23 protein-coding genes are annotated in these 25,298 nt (G+C 58.9%); 11 read left to right on the forward strand and 12 right to left on the reverse strand.

Features of this window, described 5'->3' with window-relative positions; all coding sequences use genetic code 11:
- The 7 genes from dnaA (at position 1) to AC3IUA_RS00035 (ending at position 10,970) form a co-directional block, all read left to right on the forward strand.
- Complete coding sequence (dnaA, locus tag AC3IUA_RS00005) at positions 1 to 1,515, forward strand: chromosomal replication initiator protein DnaA (protein WP_489358489.1); 1,515 nt, start codon at positions 1 to 3, stop codon at positions 1,513 to 1,515.
- 39 nt (positions 1,516 to 1,554) lie between these two features.
- The gene (dnaN, locus tag AC3IUA_RS00010; protein ID WP_489358490.1) at positions 1,555 to 2,658 is read left to right on the forward strand and encodes a DNA polymerase III subunit beta; all 1,104 of its coding nucleotides are present in this window, start codon (positions 1,555 to 1,557) and stop codon (positions 2,656 to 2,658) included.
- 20 nt (positions 2,659 to 2,678) lie between these two features.
- Complete coding sequence (recF, locus tag AC3IUA_RS00015) at positions 2,679 to 3,782, forward strand: DNA replication/repair protein RecF (protein WP_489358491.1); 1,104 nt, start codon at positions 2,679 to 2,681, stop codon at positions 3,780 to 3,782.
- 4 nt (positions 3,783 to 3,786) lie between these two features.
- Complete coding sequence (gene gyrB, locus AC3IUA_RS00020) at positions 3,787 to 6,204, forward strand: DNA topoisomerase (ATP-hydrolyzing) subunit B (RefSeq protein WP_489358492.1); 2,418 nt, start codon at positions 3,787 to 3,789, stop codon at positions 6,202 to 6,204.
- A gap of 380 nt (positions 6,205 to 6,584) precedes the next feature.
- Complete coding sequence (locus tag AC3IUA_RS00025; RefSeq protein ID WP_489358493.1) at positions 6,585 to 8,306, forward strand: type I secretion system permease/ATPase; 1,722 nt, start codon at positions 6,585 to 6,587, stop codon at positions 8,304 to 8,306.
- 7 nt (positions 8,307 to 8,313) lie between these two features.
- Positions 8,314 to 9,648, forward strand: a complete 1,335-nt coding sequence (locus AC3IUA_RS00030) for an HlyD family type I secretion periplasmic adaptor subunit (RefSeq protein WP_489358494.1) — start codon at positions 8,314 to 8,316, stop codon at positions 9,646 to 9,648.
- Positions 9,645 to 10,970 (forward strand): TolC family outer membrane protein, encoded by a 1,326-nt coding sequence (locus AC3IUA_RS00035; protein ID WP_489358495.1) that lies wholly within the window; start codon positions 9,645 to 9,647, stop codon positions 10,968 to 10,970. The genes AC3IUA_RS00030 and AC3IUA_RS00035 overlap by 4 nt, the downstream gene beginning before the upstream one ends.
- Before the next feature lie 14 nt (positions 10,971 to 10,984).
- Here AC3IUA_RS00035 and AC3IUA_RS00040 read toward each other — a convergent pair whose 3' ends face one another.
- The 4 genes from AC3IUA_RS00040 to AC3IUA_RS00055 all read right to left on the reverse strand — a co-directional run bounded on the left by AC3IUA_RS00040 (position 10,985) and on the right by AC3IUA_RS00055 (position 14,146).
- Positions 10,985 to 11,914 (reverse strand): O-linked N-acetylglucosamine transferase, SPINDLY family protein, encoded by a 930-nt coding sequence (locus AC3IUA_RS00040; RefSeq protein WP_489358496.1) that lies wholly within the window; start codon positions 11,912 to 11,914, stop codon positions 10,985 to 10,987.
- The gene (locus AC3IUA_RS00045; RefSeq protein WP_489358497.1) at positions 11,829 to 12,482 is read right to left on the reverse strand and encodes a tetratricopeptide repeat protein; all 654 of its coding nucleotides are present in this window, start codon (positions 12,480 to 12,482) and stop codon (positions 11,829 to 11,831) included. Before AC3IUA_RS00045 ends, AC3IUA_RS00040 begins: the two co-directional genes overlap by 86 nt.
- Before the next feature lie 82 nt (positions 12,483 to 12,564).
- A complete protein-coding gene (locus tag AC3IUA_RS00050; protein ID WP_489358498.1) occupies positions 12,565 to 12,978 on the reverse strand; it encodes a hypothetical protein in 414 nt (137 codons plus the stop codon).
- A complete protein-coding gene (locus AC3IUA_RS00055) occupies positions 12,917 to 14,146 on the reverse strand; it encodes a hypothetical protein (RefSeq protein ID WP_489362534.1) in 1,230 nt (409 codons plus the stop codon). Before AC3IUA_RS00055 ends, AC3IUA_RS00050 begins: the two co-directional genes overlap by 62 nt.
- On the opposite strand from AC3IUA_RS00055, the gene AC3IUA_RS00060 reads away from it, so the two are divergent.
- On the forward strand, positions 14,058 to 14,456 hold the full coding sequence (locus tag AC3IUA_RS00060) for a hypothetical protein (RefSeq protein ID WP_489358499.1): 399 nt from the start codon (positions 14,058 to 14,060) through the stop codon (positions 14,454 to 14,456). The two genes, AC3IUA_RS00055 and AC3IUA_RS00060, sit on opposite strands and share 89 nt — an antisense overlap.
- 208 nt (positions 14,457 to 14,664) lie before the next feature.
- Here the strand turns inward: AC3IUA_RS00060 and AC3IUA_RS00065 are convergent, their stop codons facing one another.
- The 4 genes from AC3IUA_RS00065 to glyQ form a co-directional block, all read right to left on the reverse strand.
- Positions 14,665 to 15,435, reverse strand: a complete 771-nt coding sequence (locus tag AC3IUA_RS00065; protein WP_489358500.1) for a lysophospholipid acyltransferase family protein — start codon at positions 15,433 to 15,435, stop codon at positions 14,665 to 14,667.
- A 93-nt stretch (positions 15,436 to 15,528) separates the two neighbouring features.
- Entirely contained in the window at positions 15,529 to 16,062 is a 534-nt protein-coding gene (gene gmhB, locus AC3IUA_RS00070; RefSeq protein WP_489358501.1) for a D-glycero-beta-D-manno-heptose 1,7-bisphosphate 7-phosphatase, read from the reverse strand.
- Positions 16,063 to 16,081: 19 nt separating this feature from the next.
- Positions 16,082 to 18,136: a glycine--tRNA ligase subunit beta gene (glyS, locus tag AC3IUA_RS00075; RefSeq protein ID WP_489358502.1), complete on the reverse strand. Its 2,055-nt coding sequence runs from the start codon at positions 18,134 to 18,136 to the stop codon at positions 16,082 to 16,084.
- Entirely contained in the window at positions 18,133 to 19,086 is a 954-nt protein-coding gene (gene glyQ / locus AC3IUA_RS00080; protein WP_003213601.1) for a glycine--tRNA ligase subunit alpha, read from the reverse strand. Before glyQ ends, glyS begins: the two co-directional genes overlap by 4 nt.
- An 81-nt stretch (positions 19,087 to 19,167) precedes the next feature.
- Here glyQ and AC3IUA_RS00085 point away from each other — a divergent pair, with 81 nt between their 5' ends.
- The 3 genes from AC3IUA_RS00085 (at position 19,168) to AC3IUA_RS00095 (ending at position 21,023) form a co-directional block, all read left to right on the forward strand.
- Entirely contained in the window at positions 19,168 to 19,731 is a 564-nt protein-coding gene (locus AC3IUA_RS00085) for a DNA-3-methyladenine glycosylase I (RefSeq protein WP_489358503.1), read from the forward strand.
- A gap of 50 nt (positions 19,732 to 19,781) precedes the next feature.
- A complete protein-coding gene (locus AC3IUA_RS00090) occupies positions 19,782 to 20,669 on the forward strand; it encodes a lysophospholipid acyltransferase (RefSeq protein ID WP_489358504.1) in 888 nt (295 codons plus the stop codon).
- A 114-nt stretch (positions 20,670 to 20,783) separates the two neighbouring features.
- Positions 20,784 to 21,023, forward strand: coding sequence for a PilZ domain-containing protein (locus AC3IUA_RS00095; protein WP_489358505.1), 240 nt, complete (start codon positions 20,784 to 20,786; stop codon positions 21,021 to 21,023).
- Between the two features lie 16 nt (positions 21,024 to 21,039).
- Here AC3IUA_RS00095 and AC3IUA_RS00100 read toward each other — a convergent pair whose 3' ends face one another.
- The 4 genes from AC3IUA_RS00100 to fmt form a co-directional block, all read right to left on the reverse strand.
- Positions 21,040 to 21,354 carry a hypothetical protein gene (locus tag AC3IUA_RS00100; protein WP_489358506.1) on the reverse strand — a complete coding sequence of 105 codons (315 nt, stop codon included), beginning with the start codon at positions 21,352 to 21,354 and terminating at the stop codon, positions 21,040 to 21,042.
- A gap of 224 nt (positions 21,355 to 21,578) precedes the next feature.
- Complete coding sequence (gene trkA, locus AC3IUA_RS00105) at positions 21,579 to 22,952, reverse strand: Trk system potassium transporter TrkA (protein ID WP_489358507.1); 1,374 nt, start codon at positions 22,950 to 22,952, stop codon at positions 21,579 to 21,581.
- A gap of 22 nt (positions 22,953 to 22,974) precedes the next feature.
- Positions 22,975 to 24,300 (reverse strand): 16S rRNA (cytosine(967)-C(5))-methyltransferase RsmB, encoded by a 1,326-nt coding sequence (rsmB, locus tag AC3IUA_RS00110; protein ID WP_489358508.1) that lies wholly within the window; start codon positions 24,298 to 24,300, stop codon positions 22,975 to 22,977.
- Complete coding sequence (gene fmt / locus AC3IUA_RS00115) at positions 24,297 to 25,256, reverse strand: methionyl-tRNA formyltransferase (protein WP_489358509.1); 960 nt, start codon at positions 25,254 to 25,256, stop codon at positions 24,297 to 24,299. The genes rsmB and fmt overlap by 4 nt, the downstream gene beginning before the upstream one ends.
- Between the last annotated feature and the right edge of the window lie 42 nt (positions 25,257 to 25,298).

Here is a 25,298-nt window from a genome sequence, read left to right on the forward strand (position 1 = left end):
GTGTCAGTGGAACTTTGGCAGCAGTGCGTGGAGCTTCTGCGCGATGAGCTGCCTGCCCAGCAATTCAACACTTGGATCCGTCCACTACAGGTCGAAGCCGAGGGCGATGAGTTGCGTGTTTACGCACCGAATCGTTTTGTTCTCGACTGGGTCAACGAAAAGTACCTGGGCCGCGTGCTCGAGTTGCTCGATGAGCATGGCAACGGCCTGGCGCCTTCGCTTTCCTTATTAATAGGCAGCAAGCGCAGTTCGGCACCTCGTGCGGCTCCTAATGCGCCTTTGGCGGCCGCGGCTTCTCAAGCGCAGGCTGCTGCTGCACCTGTGGCCAATGCTCCGGCCCCAAGTGCGCCCGCCAAACGGGCTACGCAAAAGACCGCCGAGGTCAGTGAAGAGCCCTCTCGCGACAGCTTCGACCCGATGGCGGGCGCCAGCTCGCAACAAGCCCCGGTACGCTCCGAACAGCGTACGGTGCAGGTTGAGGGCGCGCTCAAGCACACCAGCTACCTGAACCGCACCTTCACCTTCGAGAACTTCGTCGAAGGTAAGTCCAACCAGTTGGCCCGGGCTGCGGCCTGGCAGGTGGCCGACAATCCCAAGCATGGCTACAACCCACTGTTCCTTTATGGCGGTGTTGGCTTGGGTAAAACTCACTTGATGCACGCTGTGGGTAACCACCTATTAAAGAAGAACCCGAATGCCAAGGTCGTATACTTGCATTCCGAGCGCTTCGTGGCGGACATGGTCAAAGCGTTGCAGCTCAATGCGATCAATGAATTCAAGCGCTTCTACCGTTCGGTCGATGCGTTGCTGATCGATGACATTCAGTTCTTCGCCCGTAAGGAACGTTCCCAGGAAGAGTTCTTCCACACGTTCAACGCACTGCTTGAAGGTGGCCAGCAGGTCATTCTCACCAGTGACCGCTACCCGAAAGAAATCGAAGGCCTTGAAGAGCGCCTCAAATCCCGCTTCGGCTGGGGCCTGACGGTAGCCGTGGAGCCGCCGGAACTTGAAACCCGGGTTGCGATTCTGATGAAGAAGGCAGATCAGGCCAAAGTCGATCTGCCCCATGACGCTGCGTTCTTCATTGCCCAGCGTATTCGCTCCAACGTGCGTGAGCTCGAAGGTGCACTTAAACGTGTTATCGCCCACTCGCACTTCATGGGCCGCGACATCACCATCGAGTTGATCCGCGAATCCCTGAAGGACCTGCTGGCACTGCAGGATAAACTGGTCTCTGTGGATAACATTCAGCGCACGGTCGCCGAGTACTACAAGATCAAGATTTCCGACTTGCTGTCCAAGCGCCGTTCGCGCTCGGTCGCACGTCCACGTCAGGTAGCGATGGCATTGTCCAAAGAGCTGACCAACCACAGCCTGCCGGAAATCGGCGATGTGTTTGGTGGCCGAGATCACACCACGGTCTTGCACGCATGCCGCAAGATCAACGAGCTCAAGGAATCCGATGCGGACATCCGCGAGGACTACAAGAACCTGCTGCGTACACTGACCACTTGATGAACACCAGCGCAGCTTATTAAGGCAAGGGACGAGACCATGCATTTCACCATTCAACGCGAAGCCCTGTTGAAACCACTGCAACTGGTCGCAGGCGTCGTCGAGCGCCGCCAGACCTTGCCGGTGCTTTCCAACGTGCTGTTGGTTGTCGAAGGCCAGCAACTGTCGCTGACCGGTACTGACCTGGAAGTCGAGCTGGTCGGTCGCGTGCAACTCGAAGAGCCTGCCGAGCCAGGCGAGATCACCGTCCCGGCGCGCAAGCTGATGGACATCTGCAAGAGCCTGCCAAACGACGCCCTGATCGATATCAAGGTCGACGAGCAGAAACTGGTGGTTAAAGCCGGCCGTAGCCGCTTCACCTTGTCCACCTTGCCGGCCAACGATTTCCCTACGGTCGAAGAAGGCCCGGGTTCGCTGACCTGCACGCTTGCGCAAAGCAAACTGCGTCGTTTGATCGAACGCACCAGCTTCGCCATGGCTCAGCAGGACGTGCGCTACTACCTCAACGGCATGCTGCTGGAAGTGTCTGCCGGCATCATCCGCGCCGTAGCCACCGACGGTCACCGTCTGGCCATGTGCTCGATGCAGGCCGATATCGGTCAGCCGGACCGTCATCAGGTGATCGTGCCGCGCAAAGGTATCCTTGAACTGGCGCGCCTGCTGACTGAGCCGGAGGGTCTGGTCAGCATCGTCCTGGGTCAACACCACATCCGCGCCACCACGGGCGAGTTCACCTTCACCTCCAAGCTGGTTGATGGCAAGTTCCCGGATTACGAGCGTGTGCTGCCTAAAGGCGGTGACAAGCTGGTCCTCGGTGATCGTCAGGCACTGCGTGAAGCCTTCAGCCGTACCGCGATTCTCTCGAACGAGAAGTACCGTGGCATTCGTCTGCAACTGGCCAACGGTCAGCTGAAGATCCAGGCGAATAACCCTGAGCAGGAGGAAGCTGAAGAAGAAGTGGGAGTCGAATACAACGGTGGCTCGCTGGAGATTGGTTTCAACGTGAGCTATTTGCTCGATGTGCTGGGTGTGATGACTACCGAACAGGTCCGCCTGATTCTGTCCGACTCCAATAGCAGTGCATTGGTGCAAGAGTCTGACAACGACGACTCGGCTTACGTTGTAATGCCGATGCGCCTGTAACCATGCTCAGCAGAAGCTAGATGTCCCTCAGTCGCGTCTCGGTCACCGCGGTGCGCAATTTGCACCCGGTGACCTTCTCCCCTTCCCCCCGCATCAATATCCTGTACGGCGCCAACGGCAGCGGCAAAACCAGTGTTCTGGAAGCCATCCATCTGCTGGGGCTTGCCCGTTCGTTTCGTAGTGCCCGCTTATTGCCGGTCATTCAGTACGAGCAATTGGCATGCACCGTATTCGGCCAGGTTGAACTGGCTGAAGGTGGGCACAGCGCTTTGGGGATCTCACGTGATCGCCAAGGTGAGTTTCAGATTCGTATTGATGGACAGAACGCCCGCAGCGCGGCACAGCTGGCTGAAATACTGCCCCTGCAACTGATCAATCCCGATAGCTTCCGATTGTTGGAAGGTGCTCCGAAAATCCGTCGGCAGTTTCTGGACTGGGGTGTGTTCCACGTGGAACCACGTTTCATGTCCACGTGGCAGCGGCTGCAGAAGGCCCTTCGGCAGCGGAACTCATGGCTTCGGCATGGTACACTTGACGCCGTTTCACAAGCGGTTTGGGACAGGGAACTGTGTCAAGCCAGCGCTGATATTGATGAATACCGCCGCGCTTATATCAAAGCCTTGAAACCAGTCTTTGAACAGACCCTGAGCGAACTGGTTGAGCTCGAGGGCTTAACGCTTAGCTATTACCGGGGTTGGGACAAAGAGCGAGAGCTGAGTGCAGTGCTCGCCACGTCCCTTCACCGGGATCAGCAAATGGGCCACACCCAGGCCGGACCACAACGCGCTGATTTGCGTCTTAGATTGGGCGCACATAATGCCGCGGATATCTTGTCCCGTGGTCAGCAGAAGTTGGTGGTCTGTGCATTGCGAATCGCCCAAGGGCACTTGGTCAGCCAAGCCCGGCGTGGCCAGTGTATTTATCTAGTGGATGACTTGCCGTCCGAACTGGACGAGCAACACCGCCGCGCACTTTGCCGCTTGTTGGAAGACTTACGCTGCCAGGTGTTTATCACCTGTGTAGATCACGAATTATTGAGGGAAGGCTGGCAGACGGAAACGCCAGTCGCTTTGTTCCACGTGGAACAGGGCCGTATCACCCAGACCCACGACCATCGGGAGTGAAGGCATGAGCGAAGAAAATACGTACGACTCAACCAGCATTAAAGTGCTGAAAGGCCTGGATGCCGTACGCAAACGTCCCGGTATGTACATTGGTGACACCGACGATGGCAGCGGTCTGCACCACATGGTGTTCGAGGTGGTCGATAACTCGATCGACGAAGCTTTGGCCGGCCATTGCGACGACATCAGCATCATTATCCACCCGGATGAGTCCATCACCGTGCGCGACAACGGTCGCGGCATTCCGGTAGACGTGCATAAAGAGGAAGGCGTTTCGGCAGCCGAGGTCATCATGACCGTGCTGCACGCCGGCGGTAAGTTCGATGACAACTCCTACAAAGTATCCGGCGGTTTGCACGGTGTAGGTGTGTCGGTAGTGAACGCTCTTTCCGAATTGCTGGTGCTGACGGTTCGTCGCAGCGGCAAGATCTGGGAACAGACCTATGTCCACGGTGTTCCTCAAGAACCGATGAAAATCGTCGGTGAGACTGAATCCACCGGTACCCAGATTCACTTCAAACCTTCTGACCAGACCTTCAAGAATATCCACTTCAGCTGGGACATCCTGGCCAAGCGGATTCGTGAACTGTCTTTCCTGAACTCCGGTGTTGGTATCGTCCTCAAGGATGAACGCAGCGGTAAGGAAGAACTGTTCAAGTACGAAGGTGGTTTGCGTGCGTTCGTTGAATACCTGAACACCAACAAGACTGCGGTCAACCAGGTGTTCCACTTCAACATCCAGCGTGAAGACGGCATCGGTGTAGAAGTCGCTCTGCAGTGGAACGACAGCTTCAACGAGAACCTGCTGTGCTTCACCAACAACATCCCGCAGCGCGACGGTGGTACTCACCTGGTGGGCTTCCGTTCGGCGCTGACGCGTAACCTCAATACCTACATCGAAGCGGAAGGTCTGGCGAAGAAGCATAAAGTCGCGACCACCGGTGACGATGCCCGTGAAGGTTTGACGGCGATCATTTCGGTCAAGGTGCCGGATCCGAAGTTCAGTTCCCAGACCAAAGACAAGCTGGTTTCTTCTGAAGTGAAGACTGCTGTCGAACAGGAAATGGGCAAATACTTCTCCGACTTCCTGCTGGAAAACCCGAACGAAGCCAAGCTGGTTGTCGGCAAGATGATCGACGCGGCGCGTGCTCGTGAAGCGGCGCGTAAAGCCCGTGAGATGACCCGTCGTAAAGGCGCGCTGGATATCGCCGGCCTGCCGGGCAAACTGGCGGACTGCCAGGAAAAAGACCCTGCCCTTTCCGAACTGTACCTGGTGGAAGGTGACTCTGCTGGCGGTTCCGCCAAGCAGGGACGTAACCGCAAGACTCAAGCGATTCTGCCTCTGAAAGGTAAAATCCTTAACGTTGAGAAAGCCCGCTTCGACAAGATGATTTCCTCGCAAGAGGTTGGCACCTTGATCACTGCGCTGGGTTGCGGCATCGGTCGCGACGAGTACAACATCGAGAAACTGCGTTATCACAACATCATCATCATGACCGATGCTGACGTCGACGGTTCGCACATCCGTACCCTGCTGTTGACCTTCTTCTTCCGTCAGCTGCCTGAGTTGATCGAGCGTGGCTACATCTACATCGCTCAGCCACCGCTGTACAAAGTGAAGAAAGGCAAGCAAGAGCAATACATCAAAGACGACGACGCCATGGAAGAGTACATGACGCAGTCGGCCCTTGAAGATGCAAGCCTGCACCTGAATGAGGAAGCCCCGGGTATTTCCGGTGAGGCGCTGGAGCGCCTGGTAAATGACTTCCGCATGGTGATGAAGACCCTCAAGCGTTTGTCGCGTCTGTATCCACAGGAACTGACCGAGCACTTCATCTACCTGCCTGCCGTCAGCATGGAACAGCTGTCCGATCACGCTGCGATGCAGGATTGGCTGGCCCAGTACGAAGTCCGCCTGCGTACCGTGGAAAAATCCGGCCTGGTCTACAAAGCCAGCCTGCGTGAAGACCGTGAACGTAATGTCTGGCTGCCGGAGGTCGAACTGATCTCCCACGGTCTGTCGAACTACATCACCTTCAACCGCGATTTCTTCGGCAGCAATGACTACAAGACCGTCGTCACCCTTGGCGCTCAATTGAGCACCTTGCTGGACGAAGGCGCTTACATTCAGCGCGGCGAGCGCAAGAAGCCCGTCACCGAGTTCAAGGAAGCCCTGGAATGGCTGATGGCCGAAAGCACCAAGCGCCACACCATCCAGCGCTACAAAGGTCTCGGTGAGATGAACCCGGACCAACTCTGGGAAACCACCATGGACCCAAGCGTGCGCCGGATGCTCAAAGTGACGATCGAAGACGCCATCGGTGCCGACCAGATCTTCAACACCCTGATGGGTGATGCGGTCGAGCCACGTCGTGACTTCATCGAAACCAACGCCTTGGCGGTGTCCAACCTGGACTTCTGATCAGGTAGGTTTGCAAAAAATTCGGCCCGCCCTAGGCGGGCCTGAATGAAGGCCAGCGCAGAGCGCTGGCTTTTTTTTGCAAAAAAATTGCCATCGATAAATTGCGAATAGCGATAAATGAACCGCGGACCTGGGTTCGCGCCGATGCAGTTTCATCAGGTTCAAGCGGGTCGATGGGTCACTTATCGGCCCAATAAAAACCCGCTCAAGATCAGCTCGCTTGAGCCGATGAAGTGTTTATGAACGGGACTGCGGGGGTTCATTCATCAAAGTTCAAATCAAAGTGCTACCATCGCCCGCCGATAAATGCTCGAGGGCAGTTATCCCCTGAAAAAGCGAAACCGTCATTTTCCTTACCGCAACTCTATCGCTTGGATTTTATGCGACTCATTCTTGATCCCAAACGAGATATCGATGCTGCCTTGCTGCGTTATCAGCGCCTTTTCGGGGTGCTTGCATTATTCAGCGGGGTGATCAACTTGCTGATGCTGGTCCCCTCGATCTACATGATGCAGGTCTTCGACCGTGTCCTGACCAGCCGTAACGAAACCACTCTGCTGATGTTGAGCCTGATTCTGCTTGGGTTCTATGTGCTGAGCTGTGCGCTGGAGTGGGTCCGCGGCCAGGTGATGATCAAGATGAGCGCGGGCCTCGACGCCCAGCTCGGCGAGCGGGTATTCGGCGCGGCTTTCGAGCGCAGCCTGAAGGAACACAGCGCCAACCCGGCACAGGTGTTGAGTGATCTGAACAACCTTCGTCAGTTCGTCACGGGCCCAGGGCTGATTGCCCTGTTCGATGCACCCTGGCTGCCGATTTACCTGATCGTCACCTTTCTCTTTCACCCCTGGCTGGGGCTGTTTACGGTAGTGGGCTGCATCCTCCTCGCCGCTCTTGCCATCTGGAACGAGCTGACCACGCGCAAAAGCATGGCTGAAGCCAACCGACTATCCGTCGCCTCTGCCAACTATGTGAACAGTACTCTGCAGAACGCCGAAGTCATCCAGGCGATGGGGATGCTCACTGCACTGCGTCGCCGCTGGTTCAATGTGCAACAGCGCATCATCACGGCACAGGCCGAGGCCAGTAACCGCAGCGCACGGATTTCCGCAATGACCCGCTTTGTGCGAATGACCTGGCAATCCCTCTCGCTGGGGTTGGGCGCTGTGTTGGTGATGGAAAACCAGATATCGGCCGGGGTGATGATTGCCGTGTCGGTGCTGTTGGGACGGGCCATGGCGCCGGTGGAGGCGCTCATTGGCTCGTGGAAACAGATGGGCAATACCAAGAGCAGCTATGAGCGCCTGAATCGCCTGCTCAATGAGTTCCCCAAGCCTGAACCGCGAATGGCGCTGCCGGCGCCGACCGGTGCGGTGAGCATCGATAAACTGGTGGTCACCCCGCCCGGCATGCAACGGCCAGCAGTAAACGGGGTGACGATTACCTTGGCCAAAGGTGAGGTATTGGCGGTGATCGGCCCCAGTGCTTCGGGCAAGTCCTCTCTGGCCCGGGCCATGGTCGGTATCTGGCCAGCGAGCCACGGCTCGGTACGACTGGACAATGCAGAAGTCAGTCAGTGGTCACGTGAGACGCTTGGCCCTTATCTGGGCTACCTGCCGCAGGACATCGAGTTGTTCGACGGCACCATCGCCGAAAACATTGCACGTTTTGGCGAGGTGGACTCGCTCAAGGTGATCGAGGCTGCACGTCTGGCCGGCATTCACGAGATGATTCTGCACTTCCCCAAAGGCTACGACACGATGCTCGGCGTCGGCGGTCTGGGGCTGTCCGGTGGGCAGAAACAGCGTATTGGCCTGGCCCGTGCGCTCTATGGCCAGCCAGCGCTGGTGGTGCTGGATGAACCTAATTCCAATCTTGACGACGCCGGCGAAGCGGCCCTGGTACAGGCTGTCCGCCTGTTGAAGGCCGCCGGTTCTACCGTGGTGCTGGTGACGCATAGACCGAGCATTCTCGGCGTGGTCGACAAACTCTTGTTCCTCAGGGACGGTGTGCAGCAGCTGTACGGTCCTCGGGATCAGGTACTTAAAGCCCTCGTGCCACCACCGGTGCAGAAAGTCGCCGAATCCAGCAACCAAGAAGCCTGAGACCTCGATGCAACCCATTCAGAATGACATGTTGCCCGACACGCCGGCGCCCGATGCCGATGCCGCGGGCATTGCCCGAATCGGCATGTGGTTTTTGGCCGTTGGCTTGGGTGGATTTTTCCTCTGGGCCGGCCTCGCGCCGCTCGATCGAGGCGTGGTTGGCAGCGGCACCGTGGTGGTGTCCGGCGAGCGAAAGACCGTTCAGTCGCGCTCGGGGGGTGTGATCGAGCATATCCTGGTGCGTGAGGGTGACCTGGTGCAGCAAGGTCAGGTGGTGGTGCAACTCAATATTGTTCAGGCACAGTCCCAACTTGACGTGGCTCTGGGGCAATGGTCGAGCGCACGCGCCGTCGAGGCGCGACTGATGGCCGAACGTCTGGATCGCGACAGTATCGATTGGTTCCAGGATCTGCAGGTCAAGGCGAATGACCCGCACGTTCAGGCAGCAATGGAGTTGCAAGGCTATCTATTCGCCACCCGCCGCGCGGAACTCGCCAGCCGGCTGAAAATCAGCCAGCACGAAGTGGCTTCGCTAACCGAACAACTGGCCGGTTACCAAGAGATCAAGCGTAACCACTCGGTACAATTTCAGTATCAACAGCAAGAACTCAAGGGGCTGCGCGAACTGGCGCAGGAAGGTTATCTGCCACGCAACCGCCTGTTCGAAGCAGAGAGAAATGCAGCGCAACTAGGTGCTCAGCTGGCCTCGGCGATTTCCGATATCGGCCGCACGCGGCAGGCGATCAACGAAAGCAAGCTCAAGGCACTGCAGCAGACTCAGGCTTTCCGCAGCGAAGCCGAGTCACAACTGACTCAGGTCTCGGCGCAAACCTCGAGCCTCATAGAGCAGATCAAGGCGCTCGAGTTCGAAGTGCGCAATGCCTCCATCCTCGCACCGGTCGCCGGCCAGGTGATGGGGCTGGCTGTGCACACCGTCGGCGGTATCGCCCCGGCGGGCCAACGGCTGATGGACGTTGTCCCGCAAGGTTCCAGTTGGGTGGTCAAGGCGCAGTTTCCCCCCATGATGGCCGACCGACTTAAACCGGGACTGCCGGTTGATATCCGCTTTGGCTCGTTGCAGCGGGTCCACACCCCCGTCATCACCGGTACGGTCAGCACTGTGTCGGCTGACCAGCTGATCGACGAACATACCGGGGCGCCCTACTTCTCGGTCGAAGCGGCGGTCAACCCGCAAGACATTATCCAATTGCGCGATGCCGGGCTCGATATCAAGCCGGGGATGCAGGCCGAAGTGCTGGTCAAAACCGGTGAGCGGACGCTGGCGAACTACCTGATGCAACCCATTACCGAGCGTTTGGTTGGCGCCTTCAAGGAAGAATGACAGTGCGCGGACGTATAGCCTTACTCTCTCTATTCTGCTCATGCCGGCTCTGGGCCAGTGATGGTCAGTTGTCGCTGGTTGACCTCTATGACGCCTCCCGGCAAAACGATGCGACCTATCAGGTTGCCAACCACGACTATGAAGCGTCTCGCCAGGAACCGGCGATCGGCCGCAGCGGCTTGCTGCCGCAGGTTGGCATCAACTCCCGATATGGCCATGGCGGACAGTTCGAAAAAGAGACCCGGTCCAGCGGCCAAAACGATCAGTTTGCCGCTGATAGCATCACTCTGTCCGTCAGTCAGCCTTTGTTCGACAAAGGCCGCTGGGCGTCCTACGAGCAGGCCAAAGCTCGCGCAAAGTTGGGCGAAGTACAGTACGACGGCGCCGGGCAAGGAATTTTCGACCGTGTGGTAGAAGCTTATTTCGATGCCGCTCAAGTGGAAAACGAACTGAAGCTGACGGCCCAGCAAAAAGCCTCGATCGAAGCGCTGGCCAAACAATCCAAGCGTCTGTTCGAAGCCGGTGAAGGTACCATCACTGATATTGAAGAGGCCCAAGCCCGACTGGACCTGGTCCGCGCCCAGGAAATCGAATTGCAAGCCAGGCGCCTGGCGGCACTGCGCAAGCTCGCGGGGCGTGCCGGTATTGCCGTGGAAAATATCCCCGAGATGCAGGAGCAATCGCCTGTCACTGGCTTGTTGGCACCTGAGGAAGATCTCAACTATTGGATGCTCAAGGCCGACCAGGCCGGGCCAACGCTGGGGGCTAGTCGTGCCTCGATCCAACTGGCCGAGGCAAATCTCAAACTGCAAAAGTCCGGGCACTACCCGACCCTGGCACTGACCGGCCAACTCGCCCGTGTCGACCAGAGCGACCTCAATGAGTTTTCCCAGCGCCAATCCACTTACTATGTAGGCGTGGTGCTCGACATTCCTCTGTATCAGGGCGGAGGGGTCAGCGCCTCGACCGAGCGCGCTCGTTCGACCCTGGACAGCGCCCGCTCGGGGTACGACGCTCAAGTCCAGCAATCGGCCGAAGACATCGAGGCCAATTATCTCGGCGTGGTGGCAGGTTTCGAGAAGAGTAAGGCACTGGTGACCGCCGTGCGCTCTAACCAGAGCTCCCTGCAGTCGGCGGAAAAAGGCTACCAGGCCGGAGTACGTTCAACGGTGGACATTCTTGACGCACAGGAACGCCTGTACTCCGCCAAGCGTGACCTGCTCGATACCAAACTGGCAATGCTGCAAAGCTATGTCAACCTGCACACCCGCACCGGGCAAATGACCCGCAGCGAGCTGCAAAAGGTTCAGGGGTTGTTTTAACAACCCCCCTGCCCTTACGCGCTTCTTAGCGCGACGCTGCTGATCGAATTTTCGAAATCCTTGACGAAGCGTGGCATATCGAACAGCGGCGAATGCTCTCGCCCCTGATTGAGACGTTGGCGCAATCGCGGCAAAAGATCCGTTTGCGTCGCCAGTTGAACGGCGCGTTCCTCATATTCTTCCAAGGTGGTGGTAATAAGCTCCGGCAACTCAAGCGTGGTCAACAGACTGCCTGCCATGCGCGAGGCGAAGGTACGGCCCGAGCGCGTGAGTACTGGAAGGCCCATCCATAGCGCGTCATTGGCCGTAGTATCGGCGTTGAACGGGTAGGCGTCGAGAAACAGATCCGCAGCGGCGTAGCGAGCCAAGTATTCGGGCGGCGCCACGCGCGGGGCGAACAACAGACGTGCCGGGTCTACATCCTGTAGCTCAGCCCTGGCGCAGAGGTTGCTCTGCGCCCAAGGGTTGTCGGCCAGCAACCACAGCACACTGTCAGGCGCTCTCTGGAGAATACGCATCCAGCAATCGAACACCTCTTCACTGAATTTGTAATTGTTGTTGAACGAGCAGAAGACAAACCGGTTTTCCGGCAGCCCGCACTGAGCCCGGGTCGGCAGCGGCGCTACCGGGCGTTGCCGGTCGCTGCTTTGATAGATCTGAGGCAAGTACAGCGGTGTTTCGCTGTAATAGGATTTCTCGTTGTCGGGAATCAGGTAGCGGTCGGCGATGACGTAATCAATGCAGGGCAGCCCGGTTGAACCGGGAAAGCCGAGATAGGTCATCTGCACCGGAGCGGGTCGATAGGCCGGGATATTCGGCCGGGCACCGGAGGTCAGGCCATGCAGATCGATCAGAATATCAATCTCGTGATGACGGATGCATTGGGCTGCCGTTGCATCGTCCATATCGACGATCCGCACGAAATGGTCCATGGCGTTTTTCACTCGCTGACGCAATGGCGTGCCATCTTCCGGGCTCCAGCAAAAGCCATAGAGCCGGGTCGACTTCCAGGCTGGTCCGCAGTATGGCTTCGGCCGGTTGCAATTGGCGCGTTTCTTCCAGCAGCCGACCCAGGGCGTTGCAGACCATCAGGTACAACTCGCGGGTTTCTTGTGCGCTGACCAGTTTTTTGTCCAGCATCGACTGGCAGGTTGCCAAGGCGTCCTGAGGTTTTTTCTGACGCTCCAGTACTGACCCAAGGTTGAACCAGGCCTGGGCGAACTCCGGGCTCTGGGCAATGGCAGCGCGGTAGGCATTTTTGGCTGCCGACAGCTGCTCCAACTGCGAAAGCGTGACCCCCAGATTGAACTGAATGATGTAGTTGACCGACGATTGGCAGTGTCCGAGCCAACGCTGGTAAAGAGCAGCAGCATCGGCAAAGCGTAACGCGGTATTCAGCCGATCGACGGTCGAGAGCAACTTCAGAGGTTCCAGTGCAACACGTTCAGCCAACTGCAGGGCAGTCGCAAGCACGACATCGAGGTCCGGGCTGTCAAGATTGTCTGTAAGCATTCGCAGATAGGTCTCCACCAATAAAAAAATACCGAGCTCTTGCGAGCTCGGTATCGGGTCAATCAAGGTTTAACACTGAATTTTATTGAATCCAAGTGTTGACGTCCGTTGCGACCAGCAATTGAACCTCACCATCGTTGAATACGTTGTAGTTCGCGCCATCGACCGTAGCAGTGCCTCCCTCGTGCCACTGACCATTGGATCCGGCAATGTTCACCGCATCGTTTTGGTCACCGTTGATGATCATCTGCACAGGCGCTGCGGCCCCGCTTGCCGAGTCGACCTGACCGGCCTGACCGAACTGGCTGACGGCCTGGGCATCGACCGTCAATGTGCTCGCCTTGCCGTTATCGGCCGTGAGGTCGATTTGGCCGAGGCTATGAGCACCAACGATCTCCGGATTCAGCTTCGTCAGGTCGATGGACTGGCCATCGCTACCACCGGTGCGGAACCAGACATTGGCAATGGTGTGGGGTCTGACCATCGCTGGTTTCAAAGCTGCCCTCCAGCCCGATCAAATTCCCATGGTTGACCTGCGAGGTCTTGCCGGCATCGAGATTGATCTGGGTGATACCCAGATCGGTGAGGCTGTGCAATTCACCTTTTGCGCTGATCCCGTCCTGGTTCGTGTCGACCCAGACTTGCAGGGCCGAGAAGAGCGTGTCTGCCCCACTGACGACGCCGTCGTGGTTGCCGTCCAGGCTCTTCAACGCAGCGAAGCCATCGTGTGCCAGCGAGCCATCGGGCAGCTGGAAGGAGGAACCGAAGAGTTCGGAGCCATTGTTGATCTGACCATCGCCATTAAGATCAATGGAGAGCAGACCATCGCCCCCTGCAGTCCAGCCGGTGCTCTCCTTGCTGCCATCGGCGTTCAGGTCGAACTGAGTACCTGCGACCAGGTGCGAGGTTTGGATACCGTCACCATTGAGGTCCAGCACCAGCGGCGTGGACAGGGCCAACGCGTCGAGCTGGGTACCGGTCATTGCCCCGTACTGTGCGCCGGTGAACGCATCCACTTGGGTCATGCTCAGGTGAGACAGTTGCGCAGTGGTCAATACGGCCACTTGAGCGGTGGTCAACGCAGCCATGTCGGCCGTTTCGATAGCAACGATCTGAGCAGTCGTCAGTGCCGCTACGTCGGCAGTATGCAGCGATGCGAACTGGCCGGTAGTCATGGCCACGATCTGCGCGGTGGTCAGCGCGACGGTCTGCGCGGTAGTCAGAGCGCCGATCTGGTCACCCGTCAAGGCAGTGACTTGAGCGGTGGTCAATGCTGCCACATGCGCAGTGGTCAGCGCCGCGACATCCGCGCTTTCCAGTGACGCTACCTGAGCGGTCGTCAAGGCTACGACCTGGGCAGTGGTCAGCGCCTGGAGTTGAGTTGCGGTCAACGATGCGACTTGACCGGTGGTCAGGGCCACCACTTGTGCAGTGGTCAAGGCAACGACATCGGCGGTGGTCAAGGATTTGACCTGAGCCATAGTCAGGGCCTGAATCTGACCGGTGGTCAGCGCGGCGACCTGCGTCGCTTTCAAAGCACTGGCTTGAGCGGTGCTCAGGGCCACGACTTGGGCGGTGGTCAGGGCGGCCACGTCAGCGTTGGTCAGCGCACCTACCTGCGCGGTGGTCAGCGCCGCGACCTGTGCAGTCGTCAGCCCCGGGATGGCGGCAGTCGCCTTGGTAGCTGAAGATAAGTTGACCGATGAGGCCTACCTCTCGCCGGCCGGCCCGATTGCGCCGATCGACATCCTGTACGGCCACCGCCCGGCAATGGCCAACGGCAATCTGTACATGGCGCATCGTTGCGGCTTCACCAAGAAAGTCCTGACCGGCACCTTGCAGGCCGCAGGCTTTGAAATGGTGGTGCCATTTCAGCGAGCACACCCGGCCTATGATCTGTGGGCAATTGCGGCCATCCCACCGATGACCGGTGAGGAAATCGTGGCAATTGCCCAGGAACATTTTCCTGGCTGACCCTCGCTGACCGCATCCACGGCTAGACAAGCTGTTTTCAACAGGCAAAAAAAAACCGGCTATAAAAGCCGGTTTTTTTATCGTCATAAAAAACTTATGCACGTTTTTCGCTATTTTATGAGCTTAAGAAATATATATATAAATCATAGAGTTACATAAAGAATAAGCCGGTTTTCAACGAAGTTGCACACAGCTTATCCACAGACGCTCAGATAACCACTTTTTCCGGTTCCGCAGTGATAGGCGGCAACGAACCCATGTCCCGCTGAGCCTGCTCGTTCCAGGCGGCAACCCGGTCATTGAGCTCGGCGATAGCGCGCGGTCCGGTGCCTTCGGCATACATCGGCGCGCCGATCACCACGCTGATGGTGCCAGGCTTTTTAGCCCAGCCAGTCTTCGGCCAGAACTTTCCGGCGTTGTGCGCAATCGGCAGTATCGGCAACGCAGCGTTGACGGCCAATGCAGTACCACCACGCGAGAACTTGCCGACCTCACCAAAAGGAACCCGTGTGCCTTCCGGGAAGATCAATACCCAGACGCCATCCTTGAGCAGTTCGTCGCCCTTCTTCGCCACATGCTTGAGCGCCGCCTTGGGGTTGTCACGATCAATGGCGATCGGTCGCAGCATGGCCATCGCCCAACCGAAGAACGGCACGTAGAGCAGTTCGCGCTTGAGCACCTGGCTCAACGGCTCGAAGTAGGCCGAGAGAAAGAATGTCTCCCACGTGCTCTGGTGGTTCGCCAGAATCACGCAGGGTTGTTCAGGTACATTCTCGGCGCCCTGCACTTCATAGCGGATACCGAGGAATACTTTGCTCAGCCACAGCGCGCAACGGCACCAGTACACGTTGATAAAGCGATAACGTGCCTTGAACGGTAAAAAAGGAGCAATAAAAAAGCTCAGGCTGCACCAGAGCAACGAGGTGGTGCCCAGCAGCAGGTAAAAGAGAAAGGTCCTGATTGCCTGCAAGATCGACATAGCGGCATTTGCCTATTAAAAGCGCACTCCGGAACCCCTTGGTCAGGATGTCAGAAGAGCCCTATTTATTGATAAGTTCAGTTATTGATAAGTTCAGTGGTGGACAAGCTCAGCAGCAACCGCCGCCAGATCGTCAAAAATCAAGGTGCCTGCCGGTAGGGTTTTACCCAGGGTTTTTTCACCTTTCCCGGTTTTTACCAAAACTGGCTGACAGTCGACGGCTGTTGCGGCTTCCAGGTCACCGAGAGTGTCGCCGACAAACCATAGATGGGTCAGCGCCACGTCGTAATGCGCGGCAATGGCTTTCAGCATGCCGGGTTTAGGCTTACGGCAATCGCAACCATCATCGGGTCCGTGGGGACAATGAACGATCAGCCCGAGCTCGCCACCCTGCTCCGCCACCAGCGAGCGCAGGCGCTCGTGCATGGCATCCAGGGTCGCGACATCGTAGTAGCCGCGAGCGATGCCGGACTGGTTGGTAGCGACCGCTACCGTCCAGCCGGCCTTGCTCAACTGCGCGATGGCTTCGATCGAGCCTGGGAGTGGAATCCACTCCTCGACCGACTTGATATAAGCGTCGGAGTCGTAATTGATCACCCCGTCCCGATCGAGAATCAGCAGTTTCACACTTCGTCCCTTAAACAAATCAACCCAGCAGCGAAATATCGGCGACACCGAGGAACAGCCCACGCAGACGCGCCAGCAACGCATAACGGTTGGCACGTACCTTGGCATCTTCAGCGTTGACCATCACCGCTTCAAAGAACGCATCGACAGGCTCGCGCAACGCTGCCAGCCGGGCCAGCGATTCGCGGTACTGACGCGCCGCAGCCATAGGCTGGACGGCCTGGTCAGCCTGCTGGATCGCCGAGTACAGCGAAAACTCGTTGGCGTTGTCGAAGTATTTGGCTTCGACGACGCTCGGGATCGTGCCTTCGGCCTTGCTCAGCAGGTTCGATACACGCTTGTTCACTGCAGCCAGTGCCGCGGCCTCCGGCAGTTTGCGGAACGCCTCGACAGCTTGCACGCGTTGATCGAAGTCGAGTGCCGAACCCGGTTTCAGGGCACGAACCGACAGGTAGGTCCCCACATCCACGCCTTCGTCTTCGTAACGTGCACGCAGACGGTCGAAGATGAACTCCAGCACCAGGTCGGCCAGACCGGCCGACTTGACCTTGGTGCCGAATGCGTTGACGGCGGACGCTACCGCATCGGTCAGGTCCAGATCGAGTTTCTTGTCGATGAGGATCCGTAGTATGCCAAGGGCAGCACGGCGCAAGGCATAAGGGTCTTTGCTACCGGTCGGCAGCATGCCTATCCCGAAAATACCCACCAGAGTGTCGAGCTTGTCGGCGATCGCTACGGCCGCACCGGTAACAGTGGTCGGCAGTTCGGCGCCGGCACCGCGCGGCATGTATTGTTCGTTCAGCGCCAGGGCCACGTCTTGCGGCTCGCCGTCGTTGAGGGCGTAGTAGTAACCGGCGACACCTTGCATCTCCGGGAACTCACCGACCATCTCGGTCGCCAGGTCGCACTTGGACAGCAGGCCGGCGCGAGCTGCACGGGATGCGTCGCCGCCGATGCGTTGAGCGATGAACGCTGCCAGTTTGGAAACCCGCTCGGCTTTGTCGAACACACTGCCCAGTTTTTCCTGGAACACCACGTTCTGCAGGCGCAGGTTGAAGCTTTCGAGTTTCTGCTTCTTGTCTTGCTTGAAGAAGAACTCGGCGTCGGTCAGACGCGGGCGAACCACCTTCTCGTTGCCCGAAATGATCTGCTGCGGGTCTTTGCTTTCGATGTTGGCCACAGTGATGAAGCGTGGCAGCAACTTGCCGTCGGCATCCAGCAGGCAGAAATACTTCTGGTTGTCCTGCATGGTGGTGATCAGGGCTTCCTGCGGCACCTCGAGGAACCGCTCTTCGAACGAGCAGACCAGCGGCACCGGCCATTCCACCAGCGCGGTCACTTCGTCGAGCAGGCTCGGCGGAACGATCGCCGTACCTTCCTGCAGCGCGGCCAACTCGGCAGTGCGCTTGCTGATCAGCTCGCGACGCTCGTTGGAATCCGCCAGCACGTAAGCGCCACGCAGGTCTTGCAGGTAGTTGGCCGGCGCGGTGATACGCACGCTTTCAGGGTGATGGAAACGGTGGCCGCGGGAGTCGCGACCGGCTTTCTGGGCGAGGATGGTGCAATCGATAACCTGGTCACCGAGCAGCATGACCAGCCACTGGGTCGGGCGAACGAATTCTTCCTTGCGCGCGCCCCAGCGCATGCGCTTGGGAATCGGCAAGTCATTCAGGGAATCTTCGACGATGGTCGGCAGCAGACTGGCGGTCGGCTTGCCAGCGATGCGTTGGCTATAACGCAGTTTCGCGCCGCTCTGATCGATTTCGCTCAGATCAACGCCACATTTCTTGGCGAAACCCAGGGCGGCCTGGGTCGGATTGCCTTCGGCATCGAACGCAGCCTGACGTGGCGGGCCGTCGAGGTTGATGCTGCGATCCGGCTGGTGAGTGGCCAGTGCGGTGACCAGCACGGCCAGACGACGCGGCGCGGCGTAGACGGTTTTGGTCTCATAGTTCAGGCCAGCGGCCTGCAGACCTTTATCGATACCGGCAAGGAACGCCTCAGCCAGAGTATTCAGGGCTTTGGGTGGCAGTTCTTCGGTGCCCAGTTCGACCAGAAAATCTTGAGCACTCATTGTGCAGCCTCCAGCTTAGCCAACACTTCATCACGCAAATCCGGGGTCGCCATCGGGAAGCCCAGCTTGGCGCGAGCCAGCAGATAGGCTTGTGCAACGGAACGCGCCAGGGTGCGTACACGCAGAATGTATTGCTGACGCGCAGTGACCGAGATCGCCCGGCGAGCATCCAGCAGGTTGAAGGTATGGGAGGCCTTCAACACCATTTCGTAGCTCGGCAATGGCAGCGGCTGGTCGAGTTCGATCAGACGCTTGGCTTCGCTTTCATAGAAGTCGAACAGTTCGAAGAGCTTCTCGACGTTGGCGTGTTCGAAGTTGTAGGTCGACTGCTCCACTTCGTTCTGGTGGAACACGTCGCCGTAGGTCACTTTGCCGAACGGGCCGTCAGCCCAGACCAGGTCGTAGACCGAATCCACACCCTGCAGGTACATGGCCAGACGCTCGAGACCGTAAGTGATCTCGCCGGTCACTGGGTAGCACTCGATACCACCCGCCTGCTGGAAGTAAGTGAACTGAGTCACTTCCATGCCGTTGAGCCAGACTTCCCAGCCCAGACCCCAGGCACCGAGGGTCGGCGATTCCCAGTTGTCTTCGACGAAGCGGATGTCATGCACCAGCGGGTCGAGACCCACGTGCTTGAGCGAGCCCAGGTACAGTTCCTGGAAATTGTCCGGGTTCGGCTTCAGGACTACCTGGAACTGATAGTAGTGCTGCAGACGGTTCGGGTTTTCACCGTAGCGGCCGTCAGTCGGGCGGCGACTGGGCTGCACATAAGCGGCGTTCCAGGTTTCCGGGCCGATGGCGCGCAGAAACGTGGCGGTATGAAAAGTGCCGGCGCCTACTTCCATATCGTAGGGCTGAAGTACCACACAACCTTGCTCGGCCCAGTATTGCTGGAGGGCGAGGATCAAGTCTTGGAAGGTACGCACGGCTGGCGTAGGCTGGCTCACGAAATTCACCTGTTTCTTGGGCTGCGATTTAAAGAGCGGGAGTATACCCGATTCGGTCCTGCGCACGCCCCCTGGAGCCTTATGCCACGCTGCTTTTGGTGTTCCGAAGATCCGCTGTACATGGCTTATCACGATCAGGAGTGGGGCGTGCCGCTACAAGATGCGCAGCGCTTGTTCGAGTTGCTTTTGCTTGAAGGGTTCCAGGCGGGCCTATCGTGGATCACTGTGCTAAGGAAACGCGAGCGTTATCGTGAGGTGCTGTTTGGTTTCGACGTACAGCGCGTGGCACAGATGAGCGATGCCGAAATCGACGATTTGATGCTCGATCCGGGGATTATCCGCAATCGCCTGAAGCTCAACGCCGCCCGGCGCAATGCCCAGGCCTGGCTGGCGCTGGAGGACCCGGTGGCGCTGCTGTGGTCGTTCGTCGGCGGCCAGCCCAGGGTCAATCACTTCAAGGATCGCAGCGAAGTGCCGGCGGTAACGCCCGAGGCCGAGGCGATGAGCAAAGGCTTGAAGAAAGCCGGCTTCACTTTCGTCGGTCCCACCATCTGTTATGCATTGATGCAGGCGTCCGGGATGGTCATGGATCACACCACCGATTGTGATCGCTACGCCATCTTGCGCAGTGGGCGGTTAGAATAGCCGGCTCGCGACAAGGTTCATGACGTCGGTTTATAGATCAGGAGTGACCTGTGGATAAGTTGAAAGGCGCCTTGCTGGTAGGCGCTCTGCGGTTGTTTGCCCTGCTGCCCTGGCGCGCGGTGCAAGTGGTGGGTTCGGCCATTGGCTGGATGATGTGGAAATTGCCCAACCGCTCGCGCGATGTGGTGCGGATCAACCTGGCAAAGTGCTTTCCTGAAATGGACGCGGCTGAGCGCGAGCGTCTGGTCGGGCAGAGCCTGAAGGATATCGGCAAGTCGCTGACCGAAAGTGCCTGCGCCTGGATCTGGCCGGCCCAGCGCTCTATTGACCTGGTGCGGGAAGTCGAAGGTCTCGACGTGCTGAAGGAGGCGTTGGCCTCAGGCAAAGGGGTTGTTGGCATCACCAGTCACCTCGGCAACTGGGAAGTGTTGAACCACTTCTATTGCAGCCAGTGCAAACCGATCATTTTCTATCGTCCGCCCAAGCTCAAGGCGGTCGACGACTTGTTGCGCAAGCAGCGGGTGCAATTGGGTAACCGCGTCGCCGCGTCCACCAAGGAAGGCATTCTGAGCGTCATCAAGGAAGTGCGCAAAGGTGGTGCAGTGGGTATCCCGGCTGACCCGGAACCGTCCGAATCGGCCGGGATTTTCGTGCCATTCTTTGCCACCCAAGCCCTGACCAGCAAATTCGTACCGAACATGCTCGCCGGCGGCAAAGCCGTCGGGGTGTTCCTGCATGCCCTGCGCCTGCCCGACGGTTCGGGCTACAAAGTAATACTCGAAGCCGCGCCAGAGGCGATGTACAGCACCGATACCGAGACTTCATGTGCGGCAATGAGCCAGGTCGTCGAGAAATACGTGCGCGCTTATCCGAGCCAGTACATGTGGAGCATGAAGCGTTTCAAGAAACGTCCACCGGGCGAGGAGCGCTGGTACTGATCGAATTGGCATGATCTGTGGATAACCGCGTAGGAGCTGCCGCAGGCTGCGATCTTTTGATCCTGCTTCCCGTACGCAACGTTATCCACAACCGTTCAATCAAGGGCGCAGCAGATGTCCGAACAGCTCAAATCCTTTCGCATCAAAATCCAGCACGAAAGCTTTGGTGAATGCCTGGGCCAGACGCGCAACCTCTCGACCAGCGGGGTGTATGTGAAGCATCCGGCGCTATCGGCCTTGGCCACGGGCGCGGTAGTTTACGGTCAGGTGCAGGACCTGCCGGAGGCTGCGCCGCGGGTGCGCATGGAAGTGGTGCAGGTCGATGCCGAAGGCATAAGTCTGCGTTACCTCTAGCCTGGTTGTTTTTTGATCAGTTAACCTGACGATCCAGTTTTTTCAGAAACACCGTCATTTCTTTTTCCGCCTGCTTGTCGCCATGCGCCCGTGCAGCTTCGAGCCCTTGCTCCCAGGCGTGACGGGCAGCCGGATAATCGGCCAGCCCCAGATGCGCCTTGCCGAGTAGCTTCCAGGCCGCGGAATACTTCGGATCGAAATCGACACAGCGTTGAAAATGCTCGACCGCCTTGGCGTTCTCGCCCACATCCAGATAGCCCTTGCCCAGGCCGAAGCGCAGCAGCGAGTTATCCACACCCTTGGCGAGCATTTTTTCCAGGGATTCGAGCATCGGTGGGTTCCTTTCAGGGTGTTGAGTCGAAGATCAAGAGATCGCAGTCTGCGCCAGCTCCTACAGGATAGAGTGCTCCTGCAATGTCACAGGTGTACCCGGTCGGCGTAGGAGCTGGCGCAGCCTGCGATCTTTTGGCGGTTCTGGAGATGGCTCAGGAGCAAGATCAAAAGATCGCAGCCTGCGGCGATCCTGGCAATTGATGCCACAGTAAAAATTCTGGATCAGAAGAAGCTCAAGCCCACATGAAACAGCTTTTCCACATCCCGAATATGCTTTTTATCCACAAGGAACAGAATCACATGATCACCCGCCATGATCACCGTGTCATCGTGGGCGATGATGACTTCTTCATCACGGATGATCGCCCCGATGGTCGTGCCCGGCGGCAGGCCGATGTCTTCAATGGAGCGGCCGATCACTTTGCTCGATTTCTCATCACCATGGGCAATAGCCTCGATGGCCTCCGCTGCGCCGCGGCGCAACGAGTGCACGCTGACAATATCGCCGCGTCGCACGTGGGCCAGCAAGGTGCCGATAGTCGCCAGCTGCGGGCTGATGGCGATATCGATGTCGCCGCCCTGGATCAGGTCGACATAGGCCGGATTGTTGATGATGGTCATGACTTTTTTCGCGCCCAGGCGTTTGGCCAGTAGCGAGGACATGATGTTGGCTTCGTCGTCGTTGGTCAGCGCCAGGAAAATATCGGCGTCGGCAATGTTTTCTTCCAGCAGCAGGTCGCGGTCTGACGCGCTGCCCTGCAACACCACCGTGCTGTCGAGGTTGTCCGAAAGATGGCGGCAACGCGCCGGGTTCATCTCGATGATCTTCACCTGGTAGCGGCTTTCGATGGCTTCGGCCAGGCGTTCGCCGATCTGCCCGCCTCCGGCGATCACCACGCGCTTGTAGGTCTCATCGAGGCGACGCATCTCGCTCATTACCGCACGAATGTTCGCTTTGGCGGCGATGAAAAACACTTCATCGTCGGCTTCGATCACCGTGTCGCCTTTGGGCAGGATCGGCCGGTCGCGGCGGAAGATGGCGGCAACGCGGGTCTCGACATTCGGCATGTGCTCGCGCAACTGCCGCAATTGATGACCCACCAGCGGCCCGCCGTAGTAAGCCTTGATCGCCACCAGCTGGGCCTTGCCTTCGGCGAAGTCGATGACCTGCAAGGCGCCAGGGTGTTCGATCAGGCGCTTGATGTAGTTGGTGACCACCTGTTCCGGGCTGATCAGCACGTCGACCGGAATCGCATCGTTGTCGAACAGACCGGCGCGGGTCAGATAAGCCGCTTCGCGGACACGGGCGATCTTGGTCGGGGTGTGGAACAGGGTGTGGGCGACCTGACAGGCAACCATGTTGGTTTCGTCACTGTTGGTGACCGCCACCAGCATGTCGGCATCGTCCGCGCCCGCCTGACGCAGCACTGTCGGGAGTGAACCGCGGCCTTGAACGGTGCGAATATCGAGCCGGTCGCCGAGATCGCGCAGACGTTCGCCGTCGGTGTCGACCACCGTGATGTCATTGGCTTCACTGGCCAGGTGTTCCGCCAGCGAACCGCCGACCTGCCCTGCGCCGAGGATGATGATTTTCATCCAGTCACTCCCTTAAAACCGGTTAACCGCGCGCGGCGGCGATCTTGATCAACTTGGCGTAGTAGAAACCGTCATGCCCGCCCTCCTGGGCCAGTAACTGGCGGCCATGAGGCTGCTTGATACCGGCCGCAGGCTGCCCGAGCTGACCAGCGATGTCGAGCTCGCGGGCGCCTGGCGTGCGGGCCAGAAAGGCTTCGATGACTTCGGTGTTCTCGGTCGGCAAGGTCGAGCAGGTGGCATACAGCAGGATGCCGCCGACTTCGAGGGTCGGCCACAGCGCGTCCAGCAGTTCACCCTGCAGCACGGCCAGGGCGGCAATGTCGTCGGCTTGGCGAGTCAGTTTGATGTCCGGGTGACGGCGGATGACCCCGGTGGCCGAGCATGGCGCGTCCAGCAGGATCCGCTGGAACGGCTTGCCGTCCCACCAGGTCGCAGTATCGCGCCCATCGGCGGCAATCAGCTCGGCGCTCAGGCCAAGCCGCTCGAGATTTTCCCGTACCCGCACCAGGCGCTTGGCTTCCAGATCCACTGCCACCACGCTAGCCAGCGCCGGCTCGACCTCCATGATGTGGCAAGTCTTGCCACCCGGCGCGCAGCAGGCATCGAGCACCCGTTGCCCGGGCGCCAGATCCAGCAGGTCGGCGGCCAGTTGCGCGGCTTCGTCCTGCACGCTGATCCAGCCTTCGGCGAAGCCTGGCAAGTTGCGTACGTCGCCCGGCTCGTCGAGCACGATGCCGTCCTGGCTGTAGAGGCAGGCGTTGCCCGCCACACCGGCGTCGCTCAGCAATTTCAGGTAAGCATCGCGAGTATGGTGGCGGCGATTGACCCGCAGGATCATCGGCGGATGGGCGTTGTTCGCCGCGCAAATGGCTTCCCACTGCTGCGGCCAGAATGCCTTGAGGGACTTTTGCAGCCAGCGTGGATGCGCGGTTCGGACCACCGGGTCGTGTTCCAGCTCGCCGAGCAGCGCTTCGCTTTCCCGCTGGGCACGGCGCAGCACGGCATTGAGCAAGGCCTTGGCCCAAGGCTTTTTCAGCTTCTCGGCGCAACCGACAGTTTCACCGATGGCGGCGTGGGCCGGCACACGGGTGTAGAGCAGTTGGTAGAGACCCACCAGCAGCAACGCCTCGACATCGGCGTCGGCCGCTTTGAAGGGTTTTTGCAGCAGCTTGGCCGCCAGCGCCGATAAACGCGGCTGCCAGCGAGCGGTGCCGAAGGCCAGATCCTGGGTGAAACCACGATCACGAAGCTCAACCTTATCCAGTTGTGTCGGCAACGAACTGTTGAGTGACGCTTTACCGTTGAGTACTGCAGCCAAGGCCTTGGCGGCGGCCAGACGAGGGTTCATTGCGCGTCCATCGCTTGACCCAGCACGGTGCCGACGGCGAATTTCTCGCGGCGGCTGTTGAACAAGTCGCTGAAGTTCAGCGCTTTGCCCCCGGGCAATTGCAGGCGGGTCAGGCACAAGGCCTGTTCACCGCAAGCGACGATCAGGCCGTCCTTGCTGGCGCCGAGCACTTCACCCGGAGCGCCCTGGCCATCGGCGAGGTTCGCCGCGAGGACCTTCAGCGCTTCGCCGTTGAGGGTGCTGTGGCAGATCGGCCATGGATTGAACGCGCGGACCAGGCGTTCCAGTTCGACGGCCGGACGGCTCCAGTCGATGCGCGCTTCGTCCTTGTTCAGCTTGTGGGCGTAAGTGGCGAGGCTGTCGTCCTGCACTTCACCTTCGAGGGTTCCTGCCGCCAGCCTGGAAATGGCCTGGACCACGGCAGGCGGCCCCATTTCGGCGAGGCGGTCGTGGAGGCTGCCGCCGGTGTCGTCGGCGCTGATCGGGGTCGTGACCTTCAGCAGCATTGGCCCGGTGTCCAGACCCAGTTCCATGCGCATCACCGTCACACCGCTTTCGGCGTCACCCGCTTCGACGGCGCGCTGGATCGGCGCTGCACCGCGCCAGCGCGGCAACAGCGAAGCGTGACTATTGATGCAACCCAGGCGCGGAGTATCCAGCACCACTTGCGGCAGGATCAAGCCGTAGGCCACCACCACCAGCAAGTCGGGTTTGAGCGCTGCCAGTTCCGCCTGGGCCGCTGCGTCTCGCAGGGTCGGCGGCTGCAGAACGCTGATACTGTGCTGCTCGGCGAGTTGTTTGACCGGGCTCGGCATCAGCTTTTGCCCGCGCCCTGCCGGACGATCCGGCTGGGTGTAGACCGCCACGATCTCATACGGGCTGTCGAGCAAGGCCTTGAGGTGTTCGGCGGCGAATTCGGGGGTGCCGGCAAAGACGATGCGCAATGGCTCAGTCATGTGGATTCTCGGTTGAAAGCGCTCGGAAAAGAAAAAGGCTTG

The sequence above is a fragment of the Pseudomonas sp. KH_050 genome (assembly GCF_057838875.1).

Coding starts and splice junctions, on each gene's coding strand:
- dnaN (WP_489358490.1), top strand. CDS start 1,555: ATGCATTTCACCATTCAACGCGAAGCCCTGTTGAAACCACTGCAACTG.
- recF (WP_489358491.1), top strand. CDS start 2,679: ATGTCCCTCAGTCGCGTCTCGGTCACCGCGGTGCGCAATTTGCACCCG.
- gyrB (WP_489358492.1), top strand. CDS start 3,787: ATGAGCGAAGAAAATACGTACGACTCAACCAGCATTAAAGTGCTGAAA.
- AC3IUA_RS00025 (WP_489358493.1), top strand. CDS start 6,585: ATGCGACTCATTCTTGATCCCAAACGAGATATCGATGCTGCCTTGCTG.
- AC3IUA_RS00030 (WP_489358494.1), top strand. CDS start 8,314: ATGCAACCCATTCAGAATGACATGTTGCCCGACACGCCGGCGCCCGAT.
- AC3IUA_RS00035 (WP_489358495.1), top strand. CDS start 9,645: ATGACAGTGCGCGGACGTATAGCCTTACTCTCTCTATTCTGCTCATGC.
- AC3IUA_RS00045 (WP_489358497.1), bottom strand. CDS start 12,482: ATGCTTACAGACAATCTTGACAGCCCGGACCTCGATGTCGTGCTTGCG.
- AC3IUA_RS00065 (WP_489358500.1), bottom strand. CDS start 15,435: ATGTCGATCTTGCAGGCAATCAGGACCTTTCTCTTTTACCTGCTGCTG.
- glyS (WP_489358502.1), bottom strand. CDS start 18,136: ATGAGTGCTCAAGATTTTCTGGTCGAACTGGGCACCGAAGAACTGCCA.
- AC3IUA_RS00085 (WP_489358503.1), top strand. CDS start 19,168: ATGCCACGCTGCTTTTGGTGTTCCGAAGATCCGCTGTACATGGCTTAT.
- AC3IUA_RS00095 (WP_489358505.1), top strand. CDS start 20,784: ATGTCCGAACAGCTCAAATCCTTTCGCATCAAAATCCAGCACGAAAGC.
- AC3IUA_RS00100 (WP_489358506.1), bottom strand. CDS start 21,354: ATGCTCGAATCCCTGGAAAAAATGCTCGCCAAGGGTGTGGATAACTCG.
- trkA (WP_489358507.1), bottom strand. CDS start 22,952: ATGAAAATCATCATCCTCGGCGCAGGGCAGGTCGGCGGTTCGCTGGCG.
- rsmB (WP_489358508.1), bottom strand. CDS start 24,300: ATGAACCCTCGTCTGGCCGCCGCCAAGGCCTTGGCTGCAGTACTCAAC.
- fmt (WP_489358509.1), bottom strand. CDS start 25,256: ATGACTGAGCCATTGCGCATCGTCTTTGCCGGCACCCCCGAATTCGCC.